The sequence below is a fragment of the Streptomyces sp. NPDC049577 genome, assembly GCF_040675635.1.
Lineage (GTDB): Bacteria > Actinomycetota > Actinomycetes > Streptomycetales > Streptomycetaceae > Streptomyces.
In genome coordinates, this window is sequence record NZ_JBFAPH010000212.1 from 1 (window position 1) to 11,263 (window position 11,263).

Consider the following 11,263-nt stretch of genomic DNA (forward strand, 5'->3'; position numbering starts at 1 on the left):
GTCGCGCTGCGTGCCTCGCTCTCCGAGGGGTCCACGTCCAGCAGCAGACCCTTCTCCGGGTTGCCAGCAGGCCCGGGATCGTCGCCTCGTGCGCTTCGCGAAGCTCCGCGAGCGGGATCTCGAACTCGCCCTGGACGTCGATCGTTTCGCCGTCCACGACACCGATGCGCACCGCCGGCAGACCGCGCGCGCCGCACATGTCGGTGAAGCGGAGCTCCTCGCTGCGCGGCACCGAGACGACCGCACGACCGGCCGACTCCGAGAAGAGGAACACGAACGCGTCGAGGCCGTCCGGCACGACGAGTCGCGCGCCCTTGCCGCCGCGCAGGCAGGACTCGGTCACCGCCTGGATCAGCCCGCCGTCGGAGAGGTCATGCGCCGCGTCGATCATCCCGTCGCGGGAGGCCGCGATGAGGATCTCGGCGAGCAGCTTCTCCCGCTCCAGGTCGACGGCCGGCGGCAGACCGCCCAGGTGGTCGTGGATCACCTGGGACCAGGCCGAACCGCCCAGCTCCTCGTGCGTGTCGCCGAGGAGGTAGAGCAGCTGGCCCTCCTCCCGGAACGCCATCGGCGTACGGCGGTTGACGTCGTCGATCACGCCGAGCACCGCGACCACCGGGGTCGGGTGGATGGCTGTCTCGCCGGTCTGGTTGTAGAGCGAGACGTTGCCGCCGGTCACCGGCGTGCCCAGGGCCAGGCAGCCGTCCGCCAGACCGCGCGTGGCCTCGGCGAACTGCCACATGACCGCCGGGTCCTCCGGCGAACCGAAGTTGAGGCAGTTGGAGATCGCCAGCGGGCGGGCGCCCGTGGCGGCCACATTGCGGTACGACTCCGCCAGCGCGAGCTGCGCGCCCGCGTACGGGTCGAGCTTGGCGTAGCGGCCGTTGCCGTCGGTGGCGACGGCGACGCCCAGGTCGCTCTCCTCGTCGATGCGGATCATGCCGGAGTCCTCCGGCTGCGCCAGCACCGTGTTGCCCTGCACGAACCGGTCGTACTGGTCCGTGATCCAGGACTTGGACGCCTGGTTCGGGGAGGAGATCACCTTCAGGACCTGCTCGCGCAGCTCCGCGGGGGTCTCCGGCCGGGCCAGCTTGTTGGCGTCGTCGGCCTGGAGGGCGTCCTGCCACTCCGGACGGGCGTACGGGCGCTCGTACACCGGGCCCTCGTGGGCGACGGTGCGCGGCGGGACGTCGACGATCTGCTCGCCGTGCCAGAAGATCTCCAGGCGCTCGCCCTCGGTGACCTCACCGATGGCGGTGGCGATGACGTCCCACTTCTCGCAGATCTCCAGGAAGCGGTCGACCTTGCCGGGCTCGACGATCGCGCACATGCGCTCCTGCGACTCGCTCATGAGGATCTCCTCCGGCGAGAGCGTCGCGTCGCGCAGCGGGACGCGGTCCAGCTCGACGCGCATGCCGCCGGAGCCGGCGCTGGCCAGCTCGCTGGTGGCGCAGGACAGACCGGCGCCGCCCAGGTCCTGGATACCCTCGACCAGGCCCTCGCGGAACAGCTCCAGGGTGCACTCGATGAGGAGCTTCTCCTGGAACGGGTCGCCGACCTGGACGGCGGGGCGCTTGGTGGGCTTGCTGTCGTCGAAGGTCTCGGAGGCGAGGACCGAGACGCCGCCGATGCCGTCGCCGCCCGTGCGGGCGCCGTAGAGCATGACCTTGTTGCCGGCGCCGGACGCCTTGGCCAGGTGGATGTCCTCGTGCTTCATCACGCCGACGCACAGCGCGTTGACCAGCGGGTTGCCCTGGTAGCAGGCGTCGAAGACGACCTCACCGCCGATGTTGGGCAGGCCCAGGCAGTTGCCGTAGCCGCCGATGCCCGCGACGACGCCCGGCAGGACGCGCTTGGTGTCGGGGTGGTCGGCCGCGCCGAACCGCAGCGGGTCCATGACGGCGACCGGGCGGGCGCCCATGGCGAGGATGTCGCGGACGATGCCGCCGATGCCGGTGGCCGCGCCCTGGTACGGCTCGATGTACGAGGGGTGGTTGTGCGACTCCACCTTGAAGGTGACCGCGTAGCCCTGGCCGACGTCGACGACGCCGGCGTTCTCGCCGATGCCGACGAGCAGCGCGTCGTTCTGCGGGGCCTTCTCGCCGAACTGGCGCAGGTGCACCTTGCTGCTCTTGTACGAGCAGTGCTCGGACCACATGACGCTGTACATGGCGAGCTCGGCGCCGGTGGGGCGGCGGCCGAGGATGGTGCGGATGCGCTCGTACTCGTCCTGCTTGAGGCCGAGTTCGGCCCAGGGCTGTTCGGTGTCCGGGGTCTCGTCGGCGTGCTTGACGGTGTCGAGAGTCATCAGGAGCTGACCAGCTTCTTGAGGAGCGAGGTGAAGAATCCGAGGCCGTCGGTGCGGCCGGTCCCGATCAGCGGCTCGACCGCGTGCTCGGGGTGCGGCATGAGACCGACGACGTTGCCGGCGGCGTTGGTGATGCCGGCGATGTCACGGAGCGAGCCGTTGGGGTTGCCGTCGAGGTAGCGGAAGGCGACGCGGCCCTCGGCCTCGAGCTCGTCCAGGGTGCGCTCGTCGGCCACGTAGCGGCCGTCGATGTTCTTCAGCGGGACGGAGATCTCCTGGCCCGCCTCGTAGTCGGACGTCCAGGCGGTGCCCGCGTTCTCGACGCGGAGCTTCTGGTCCCGGCAGATGAAGTGCAGGTGGTTGTTGCGCAGCATCGCGCCGGGCAGCAGGTGCGTCTCGGTGAGCACCTGGAAGCCGTTGCAGATGCCGAGGACGGGCATGCCGCCCTTCGCCTGCTCGATGACGGTCTCCATCACCGGGGAGAAGCGGGAGATCGCCCCCGCCCGCAGATAGTCGCCGTACGAGAAGCCGCCGGGCAGGACCACGGCGTCGACCTGCTTGAGGTCCTTGTCGCGGTGCCACAGGGGCACGGCCTCCAGGCCGGCGATCCGGACGGCGCGCTGGGTGTCGCGGTCGTCGAGGGTGCCGGGGAAGGTCACGACCCCCACACGTGCGGTCACGAGTCCACCCGCACGGTGAAGTCCTCGATCACGGTGTTGGCGAGAAACGTTTCGGCCATCTCGTGGATACGGGCGAGGGCGGCGTCGTCGACGGGGCCCTCCACCTCGAGTTCAAAGCGCTTGCCCTGACGGACGTCCGCGATCCCCTCGAAACCCAGGCGTGGCAGCGCGCGCTGCACCGCCTGGCCCTGCGGGTCGAGGATCTCCGGCTTGAGCATGACGTCGACTACGACGCGTGCCACTGGCACTCCCGGTGTGTGGTGCGTGAGATGAAGCAGGTATCCGCTGTCGGTAGGGCCAGAGTACAGTCCCGAAAAATCTACGCGCATAGATATCCCGGGGCCCTCCGAGGCGTTATTCCGGCGGCCCGCCGACGGCCGCCGCGACCCGTCCGGCAAAAATTCCGGGAAAAAACCGGAAGATCTCACCGCCGGTATTGCGGCGGGGCACGCGCGCACAATTAACTGGGCTTCACCAGTCAATGGCCTTTGCGGTACAAATGAATATGCATTGACCGGGAACACCCCGGAGAAGCACAGCAGGACTTAACGGAACCCTTACATCGCCGCAGGTCAGAGCGGCGAAAACAGCCGAAAGGAAACGATTTCCGTGGCGCAGCGCGTAGTGGTCACCCTCTCCGACGACATCGACGGCGGGGAAGCTGCGGAGACCATCACCTTCGGACTCGACGGCAAGTCGTACGAGATCGACCTGAACGCAGCCAATGCGAAGAAACTGCGGGCCATCCTCGAGCCCTACGCGGAGGCCGGCCGCAAGCAGTCCCGCTCGGGCAAGGCCTTCCGGCGTACGGCCGTGGCGCCCGACCCGGCGGCGGTGCGGGCGTGGGCCCGCTCACACGGCATGGAGGTCCCGCCGCGCGGCCGCATCCCCAAGAAGGTCTACGAGGCCTTCAACACGGCCGGCTGACGGGGGCCGGCGGCCCCGCGGCGGCGGGGCGGGGACCGGGGGCCGGGCCGATTTGCCAAGCACCCCGGGTGATCAGCTACAGTTCTGATCAACGCCGAGGGGCAAGTCCGGGAAGCCGGGCCGAACTTCGGGGTCACGCGGGTGTAGCTCAGTAGTAGAGCGCCCTCTTTCCAAGAGGGAGGCGCAGTGTGCGATTCCTGTCACCCGCTCTGACCGTGACCGACCGCTTCGCGGTCCGGTTCTCGGACATGCGGGTGTAGCTCAGTAGTAGAGCGCCCCCTTTCCAAGGGGGAGGCGCAGTGTGCGATTCCTGTCACCCGCTCTCATCACGTACGGACCACTCCGGTGGGTCAGGTACAGTGGTGTTCGCACCGCGAGGGAACGAGCGGCGCATGCGGACGTAGCTCAGTTGGTAGAGCACCACCTTGCCAAGGTGGATGTCGCGAGTTCGAGTCTCGTCGTCCGCTCAGGGTTCGAAGGCCCCGGTCGTTTACACGACCGGGGCCTTCGGCGTTTCACGAGCGGGGAGAACGGCCAGGTGCTGGGGCGGATACGGGGCTGGCGGAGCCGCAGCAGGGTCGCGCAGGTCGACAGCTACATGCGCTGGACGCTCTACGGACTGCCGTGGCTGAGCCCCCTGACCAGTCTGCTCTCCACACTGTCGGATCCGGGCGGCGCGCCCGCGGCCTGGTGGATCATGCTCGGCCTGTCCGTCGCGCAGTGCGCCCTGGGCGTGGACCTGACCCGGCGCTCCCTCGACCACTACCTGCGCGGACGGCCCGCGCCGTGGTGGCGGCTGGGCGGGGGCGTCCTGCTCTTCGCCATGACGGTCGCGGCGTTCGTGCTCGCGGTGTGGCAGATGGGCGTGGCGCACATCACACCGAACACCTTGGTGCTCTTCAACGCCGCGCTCTCCGTCTTCGGCGCGTACAGCCTGCTGACGCGGATCCGCCGGTACCTGGTGGGCTGTGCGGGGGCGGGCCTGGCCCTCGGCGTCGGCGTGCTGTTCCTCGGAGGGATGTGGCAGGGGGCGGTGACCGTGGCGGTCGCCCCCCTCGCGATGGGCGTGTGGAGCCTGCTGACCGTGCGGACCTCCGCCTGGATGCTCGCCGTGCTGTGGGAGGTCGAGGCCGCGCGGGGCACCCAGGCCCGGCTGGCGGTCGCGGAGGAACGGCTCCGGTTCGGGCGGGACATGCACGACGTGCTGGGCCGCAACCTCGCCGTCATCGCGCTGAAGAGCGAGCTCGCCGCCCAGCTCGCGCAGCGCGGCTCGCCGGCAGCGCTGGAGCAGATGGCCGAGGTGCAGCGCATGGCCCGGGAGTCGCAGCGCGAGCTGCGCGAGGTCGTCCGCGGCTACCGCGAGGCCGATCTGCACACGGAACTGGTAGGCGCGCGCGGCGTCCTGGCCGCCGCGGGCATCGAATGCCGCGTCGACGACCCGACGGGCGGCGCGGTGCTGCCGCCCGCGGTGCAGTCGGCACTGGGCTGGGTGATCCGCGAGGCCACGACGAACGTGCTGCGGCACGCGGACGCCGGGCTGTGCGTCGTCCGGCTGCGGCGGACGGAGGACGCGGCGGTGCTGACCGTGGAGAACAACGGCGCGCGGAACGCCACCGGAGCGGACAGCCGCGGCTCGGGGCTGGCGGGGCTGCGGGAACGCCTCGCGGCGCTGGGCGGAACGCTGGAGTACGGGCCGGGCCGCGGCGGAACGTTCCGGCTGACGGCCGAGGTGCCGGTGGGGCCGGTGGGACCGGAGCCCGGAAACCACCCCGCCGCCGCGGCGCGTCACCACCATGGCGAGGATCCGGCGACATGAAGGAGACCGCAGCCATGACGTCCGACCCGGCCGGACGGCCGATACGCGTGATGCTCGCCGACGACGAGCACCTGATCCGCGGCGCCCTCGCCGCGCTGCTCGGGCTGGAGGACGACCTGGTGGTCGTCGCCGAGGCGGCCTCGGGGCCCGAGGCACTGGCGATGGCACGGGCGCACCGGCCCGACGTCGCGGTGCTCGATCTCCAGATGCCCGGCATGGGCGGTGTGACAGTGGCCACATCACTGCGCGCCGAACTCCCCGGGTGCCGCATCATGATCGTGACCGGGCACGGGCGGCCCGGACATCTGAAGCGCGCCCTGGAGGCGGGGGTGCGCGGTTTCCTGCCGAAGACCGTGTCCGCGCGACGGCTCGCCGAGATCATCCGCAGCGTGCACGGCGGAAGCCGTTACGTCGACCCGGAGTTGGCGGCCGACGCCATCAGCGCCGGCGACTCGCCGCTGACCGCGCGCGAGGCCGAGCTGCTGGAACTGGCCGAGGACGGCGCGCCCGTCGCGGAGATCGCCGAGCGGGCCTCGCTCACGCCGGGGACGGTCCGGAACTATCTCTCCTCGGCCGCCGCGAAGCTCGGCGCGGAGAACCGGCACGCGGCGGCGCGCATCGCACGCGCTCAGGGTTGGCTATAGTGGTACCCGCACCGCGAGGGAACGAGCGGCGCAGGCGGACGTAGCTCAGTTGGTAGAGCACCACCTTGCCAAGGTGGATGTCGCGAGTTCGAGTCTCGTCGTCCGCTCAGGGTTCGAAGGCCCCGGTCGTGGAAACGACCGGGGCCTTCGGCGTTTCCGTACCTCAGGACCTCAAGGCCTCAGGACCTCAGGCGGGGAAGCGGAGGCGGAAGCGGGCGCCGCCCGCCTCGGCCCGCTCGGCGGTGAGCTCCGCCCCGTGGGCGCGGGCGATCTGCCGGGCCATCGCCAGGCCGAGGCCGGAGCCGGGCAGCGCGCGGGCCTCGCGGGAGCGGTAGAAGCGGTCGAAGACGTACGGCAGGTCCTCGGCGGAGATCCCGGGGCCGTGGTCGCGCACGGTGAGGTCGACGCTGCCGTCCGTACGCGCGAGCCGCACCTCGACGGGCGCGCCGGCCGGGCTGAACTTGGCCGCGTTGTCCAGAAGATTGGACAGCAGCCGGGCCAGCCGCGCCGGTACGCCGGTGACCGTGACGTCGCCGTCCAGGTCGGTGGTGAAGACCGTGTCCGGCCAGTGGCCGCGCGCCTGGGCGACGCACCGCTCGGCCAGGCCGTCCAGCCGGACCTCCTCGACGAGCTGCTGCGGCTCCTCGTCGCGGGCCAGCTCGATCAGATCGTTGACCAGGCCCGTGACCTCGCGCAGCTGGCGGCCCAGTGCGCCGGACGCCCGCTCCCGCTGGGCCGGGGTGAGCCGCTCCGCGCGGGCCAGCAGCTCGACGTTGGTGCGCAGGGCGGTGAGCGGGGTGCGCAGTTCGTGCGAGGCGTCGGCGACCAGCCGGCGCTGGGCGGCGACGGCCTCCTCCAGCTCGTCGAGCATGGTGTTGAAGGTGGTGGTGAGACGGGTGATCTCGTCCTGGCGGCGCGCCTCGTACGGGGGCAGCTCGATGCGGTGGGCCGGGTCGCGGGTGGCGGCGATGCGCTCGGCGGTGGCCGTGAGCCGGGTGACCGGGCGCAGGGACGTGCGCGACACCACGTAGCCGAGCGCCGCGGCGAGCAGCACCCCCGCCCCGCCGACGGCGGTGAGCAGCAGTCCGGCCTGGCGCACGCCCTTGTCGACGGTGTCCGTGCGGGCCGCCACCTGGAGGGCGTTGCCGCCCCGGAGCGGGGTGGTGAACATGCGCATGGCGTGGCCGTCGTGGCTGATGTTGCTGTAGAACTCGCCGAGGGTGCCGGCGGCGACGCGGCGCGTGGCGCCGGTGACGGGCAGTACGAGTCCGCGCTGACCGGGTGCGTCCGGGGCCGCGGGGACGATCTGCGCGCAGGCGGGGGCGGCGAGCCAGTTGCACTCGGCGAACAGCACACCCGGTCCGTCGTCGCGGTTCTGCTGCGCGATCAGCCCGGCCTGCTGTTTCAGCTGGAGGTCGAACTGCCGGACGAGCTCGTAGCGGATGACGACGTACGCGGCGGCCAGCACGCCCAGCGCCACGAGCGCGACGGCGGCCGAGGTGACGAGCGCGAGCCGGCCGCGCAGTGCGGGGCGGCCGAAGCGGATCACTGGTCCGCCGCCGCGAGCCGGTAGCCGACGCCGTGCACGGTCTGGACGATCCGGGGCGCGCCACCGGCCTCCAGCTTGCGGCGCAGATAGCCGATGTAGACGGCCAGGGAGTTGGACTCGGGGCCGAAATCGGTGCCCCAGACCCGCTCCTGGATGAGCTCCCTCGGCAGCACCTGGCCCGGGTGGCGCAGGAACACCTCCAGCAGGGCGAATTCGGTGCGGGTGAATTCGAGGGGCACGCCGGCGCGTTCGCCGGTGCGGGTCTCGGGGTCGGCGCGGAGGTCGCCGAAGGCCAACTCGCCGCCGGTGCCCGTCCCCTGGCCCGTGCCGGGGGCGGTGGGGGCGGCGCGGCGCAGCAGGGCGCGCAGGCGTGCGAGCAGCTCGTCCAGGGCGAACGGCTTGACGAGGTAGTCGTCCGCGCCCGCGTCCAGGCCCGCGACGCGGTCGGAGACGGCGTCGCGGGCGGTCAGCACGAGCACGGGCGTGCGGTCGCCCAGGGCGCGCAGCCGCCGGCAGACGGCGAGTCCGTCCAGCACGGGCATGGCGAGGTCCAGCACGATCGCGGCCGGCGCGGCGGCGGCGATCGCGGACAGGGCCTCCAGCCCGTCGGCGGCGGAGCGGACCGCGTAGCCCTCGACGGCGAGGCCGTCGACGACGGCCGCGCGCACGTCGGGATCGTCGTCGACGACGAGGACGGGGGTCTGCGGCATGCGGTTCAGCTTCGCAGACCCATTCTGAGAACGTTCTTAGGAGATCGTGCTCTCAGCGTGTTCTCAGGACCAGGTCGTGCCCGTCAGGCGCTCGTAGGCCTCGATGTACTTGGCCCGGGTGCGCTCCACGACCTCCTCGGGGAGGGCCGGCGGGGGCGTGTCGCCGTGGCGGTCCCAGCCGGAGGCGGGGGACGTGAGCCAGTCGCGGACGTACTGCTTGTCGAAGGACGGCTGGGGACGGCCCGGCTGCCAGGTGTCGGCGGGCCAGAAGCGGGACGAGTCGGGGGTGAGGACCTCGTCGGCCAGGACCAGGTCGGGGCCGGCGATGCCGAACTCGAACTTCGTGTCGGCCAGGATGATGCCGCGGTCGCGGGCGATGTCGCGGGCGCGGCTGTAGACGGCGAGGGTGGCCTGGCGCAGCTTCGCGGCGGTCTCCGCGCCCGTCTGGCGGGCGACCTCCTCGTAGGAGACGTTCTCGTCGTGCTCGCCGACCTCGGCCTTGGTGGCGGGGGTGAAGATCGGGGAGGGCAGCTCGGAGCCGTCGACGAGGCCCTCGGGGAGGGCGAGGCCGCAGACGGTGCGGTTCTGCTCGTACTCGGCGAGGCCGGAGCCGGTCAGATAGCCGCGGGCGACGCACTCGACGGGGACCATGTCGAGGTTGCGGCAGATCAGCGTGCGCCCGGCCCAGTCGGCGGGGGCGCCGGGCGGCAGCTCGGTGGACAGGACGTGGTGGGGAACGAGATCGGCCAGCAGGTCGAACCACCACAGGGACAGCTGGGTGAGGACCCGGCCCTTGTCGGGGATCTCGGTGGGCAGCACCCAGTCGTAGGCGGACATCCGGTCGCTGGCGACCATCACCAGCTCGCCGGACTCGGCGCGGTACAGGTCGCGCACCTTGCCCGTGTGCAGATGCACAAGGCCCGGCACCTCGACGGGCTCGGGCTTCTCGACGAATCCGGACACGCGGCCTCCTGGTGGTTTGTCCAAACACCAGAATTCTGCCGCACGCGCCCGTCCGCCTCCGCAGGAGGGTCAGGCGCGTTTGCAGATGCGGTCCAGGAGGTTGCCCGTGGCGAGCTGGACGCGGGTGTCGACGTGGCCGGGGCGGTCGAGGGCCGGGGACCAGGCGAAGGTGCCGGCGGCGAAGACGAGGGCGCCGCTGGGGGCGCGGTAGAGCGAGGTCTCCTGGTGGCGCTTGGCGCCGTCGCCGTCCTTGTACGGCGAGTGGGCGAGCAGGATGCGGTGGGTGTGCTCGGGCAGGGCCGTGCGGGGGTAGTAGCGGTCGGCCTCGCCGGCGACGAGACCGGGCAGCTCGTCGCCCTCGCCGGCGCCGGTGTCCTGCCACAGCCAGTGGCCGGCGTTGCGCACCACGAGGGGGGCCGGCTCGGGGACGCGGCCCGCGTACTGGATGCCGAGCAGCTGCTGCTCGGGCGGCGAGACGTCGCGCCAGAGCGCGGAGCGGCCGGGGCCGCGGTGCTTGCGGCAGGTCAGCAGGTGGTCGGGGCCGGCGGGCGAGGGGGAGAGCTCGATCTGCCAGTACATGGTGTTGGCGGAGAGGAAGACCAGGGAGGTGCCCAGGTCGCGGGCGCGCTCCACGGCCTGGCGCATGGCGGTGGACCAGTACTCGTCGTGGCCGGGGAAGACCAGGCCGCGGTAGCGGGTGGGGTCGACGCGGCCGGCGTGCAGATCGCGGCTGTCGGCGTAGGCCAGCTCGTAGCCGTACCGCTCGGCCCAGCGGATGAAGTCGTAGGCGTGGCCCACGTGCAGCGGCAGGCCGGCGCCGGCGAAGGGGCGGTCGAAGGAGACGGTGGTGGCGGCGGCGTCCTCGCCCAGGAGGCGGCCGTTCTCGTCCCAGGCGTGGTAGAGGCTGGCGCCGGTGCGGCCGTCCTCCGGGTAGAGGTTGTAGGCCTGCCAGGTGATGTCGGGCAGGACGAGCAGCAGATCGGCCGGGGCGGCGTCGCGCACGGTGAAGGGGATGTGGCTGCGGTAGCCGTCGGCGGTGGTCAGGACGGCCACGTAGGCGCCGGTGCTCCAGTAGGAGGGGATCTGGAGCCGCCAGGACAGCCACCAGTGGTGGCAGGAGACCGTGCGGTCGGCGACCAGCGGCGGGGGCTGGACGATGCCGGACAGCCGGGGGCTGGAGCCGATCTTGGCAGCGCCGTGGCCGGCGTAGTGGCCGATGCGGTAGACGTCCACGCCGAACGGCTGTGGCGGGTCGACGGTGATCCGGAAGTCCACGGCCTCGCCGGGGGCGACGGCACCGGTGGAGGCGTAGCCCTTGATCTGGCAGCGGACGTCGTCCGCCGTGCGGGGGCCGGGCCGGCGGGGCGGGGGGACGCGGGTGGCGCTCGGGTCGACGTACCAGGGGATGATCTGGCCGGTGTCGTCGAAGTAGTACTCGTCCCCGCGCAGCCAGGGCAGGGGGCCCTGCCCGAAGGGGTCGGAGACGGCGTGTGCGAGCGCCCCGGACTCCCAGCGGCGGATCTGGTCCATACCCATGCGGGCTCCCTCCCCGGTAGATCGCCGGCGGCGGTCCCAGCACAGCACATGTCCTGCCCGGCTTGTCACCGGTCGCCGGGGAAATTCCCCGAAAGTGATGGTCCTAGGGATACGGAGCGTTAGCAGTCAC

The 11,263-nt window shown here is 71.9% G+C and carries 10 protein-coding genes and 4 tRNA genes; 7 read left to right on the forward strand and 7 right to left on the reverse strand.

The window, feature by feature from the left end; translation table 11 throughout:
• From purL to purS, 3 genes are all read right to left on the reverse strand, one after another.
• Positions 1 to 2,308 (reverse strand): phosphoribosylformylglycinamidine synthase subunit PurL (gene purL / locus AB0K09_RS22230; protein WP_366067119.1); only part of this gene is annotated, 2,308 nt, incomplete at its 3' end.
• Positions 2,308 to 2,988, reverse strand: a complete 681-nt coding sequence (gene purQ, locus AB0K09_RS22235; RefSeq protein ID WP_366067120.1) for a phosphoribosylformylglycinamidine synthase subunit PurQ — start codon at positions 2,986 to 2,988, stop codon at positions 2,308 to 2,310. The genes purL and purQ, both read right to left, overlap by 1 nt.
• Positions 2,985 to 3,230 carry a phosphoribosylformylglycinamidine synthase subunit PurS gene (gene purS / locus AB0K09_RS22240; RefSeq protein ID WP_006604673.1) on the reverse strand — a complete coding sequence of 82 codons (246 nt, stop codon included), beginning with the start codon at positions 3,228 to 3,230 and terminating at the stop codon, positions 2,985 to 2,987. Before purS ends, purQ begins: the two co-directional genes overlap by 4 nt.
• 367 nt (positions 3,231 to 3,597) lie before the next feature.
• Between purS and AB0K09_RS22245 the strand changes: the two genes are divergently transcribed.
• From AB0K09_RS22245 to AB0K09_RS22275, 7 genes are all read left to right on the forward strand, one after another.
• Positions 3,598 to 3,915, forward strand: a complete 318-nt coding sequence (locus AB0K09_RS22245; protein WP_366067121.1) for an Lsr2 family protein — start codon at positions 3,598 to 3,600, stop codon at positions 3,913 to 3,915.
• A gap of 137 nt (positions 3,916 to 4,052) precedes the next feature.
• Positions 4,053 to 4,124, forward strand: a tRNA-Gly gene (locus AB0K09_RS22250).
• Between the two features lie 41 nt (positions 4,125 to 4,165).
• Positions 4,166 to 4,237 (forward strand) — tRNA-Gly (locus tag AB0K09_RS22255).
• A gap of 72 nt (positions 4,238 to 4,309) precedes the next feature.
• Positions 4,310 to 4,382: transfer RNA gene (locus AB0K09_RS22260), tRNA-Gly, on the forward strand.
• A gap of 71 nt (positions 4,383 to 4,453) precedes the next feature.
• Entirely contained in the window at positions 4,454 to 5,731 is a 1,278-nt protein-coding gene (locus AB0K09_RS22265) for a sensor histidine kinase (RefSeq protein ID WP_366067122.1), read from the forward strand.
• Positions 5,732 to 5,745: 14 nt separating this feature from the next.
• The gene (locus AB0K09_RS22270; protein WP_366067127.1) at positions 5,746 to 6,375 is read left to right on the forward strand and encodes a response regulator transcription factor; all 630 of its coding nucleotides are present in this window, start codon (positions 5,746 to 5,748) and stop codon (positions 6,373 to 6,375) included.
• 34 nt (positions 6,376 to 6,409) lie between these two features.
• Positions 6,410 to 6,482, forward strand: a tRNA-Gly gene (locus AB0K09_RS22275).
• A gap of 80 nt (positions 6,483 to 6,562) precedes the next feature.
• Here AB0K09_RS22275 and AB0K09_RS22280 read toward each other — a convergent pair.
• The 4 genes from AB0K09_RS22280 to AB0K09_RS22295 form a co-directional block, all read right to left on the reverse strand.
• Positions 6,563 to 7,924 carry a HAMP domain-containing sensor histidine kinase gene (locus AB0K09_RS22280; RefSeq protein ID WP_366067123.1) on the reverse strand — a complete coding sequence of 454 codons (1,362 nt, stop codon included), beginning with the start codon at positions 7,922 to 7,924 and terminating at the stop codon, positions 6,563 to 6,565.
• Positions 7,921 to 8,634 (reverse strand): response regulator transcription factor, encoded by a 714-nt coding sequence (locus AB0K09_RS22285; protein WP_366067124.1) that lies wholly within the window; start codon positions 8,632 to 8,634, stop codon positions 7,921 to 7,923. Before AB0K09_RS22285 ends, AB0K09_RS22280 begins: the two co-directional genes overlap by 4 nt.
• 63 nt (positions 8,635 to 8,697) lie before the next feature.
• A complete protein-coding gene (locus tag AB0K09_RS22290; protein WP_366067125.1) occupies positions 8,698 to 9,597 on the reverse strand; it encodes a phosphoribosylaminoimidazolesuccinocarboxamide synthase in 900 nt (299 codons plus the stop codon).
• A 69-nt stretch (positions 9,598 to 9,666) separates the two neighbouring features.
• Positions 9,667 to 11,133, reverse strand: coding sequence for a N,N-dimethylformamidase beta subunit family domain-containing protein (locus AB0K09_RS22295; RefSeq protein ID WP_366067126.1), 1,467 nt, complete (start codon positions 11,131 to 11,133; stop codon positions 9,667 to 9,669).
• Positions 11,134 to 11,263: the final 130 nt, after the last annotated feature.

What these genes read in the sequence shown, in the direction of transcription:
- AB0K09_RS22270 (WP_366067127.1), top strand. Translation starts at nt 5,746, where the DNA reads ATGACGTCCGACCCGGCCGGACGGCCGATACGCGTGATGCTCGCCGAC.
- AB0K09_RS22285 (WP_366067124.1), bottom strand. Translation starts at nt 8,634, where the DNA reads ATGCCGCAGACCCCCGTCCTCGTCGTCGACGACGATCCCGACGTGCGC.
- AB0K09_RS22295 (WP_366067126.1), bottom strand. Translation starts at nt 11,133, where the DNA reads ATGGGTATGGACCAGATCCGCCGCTGGGAGTCCGGGGCGCTCGCACAC.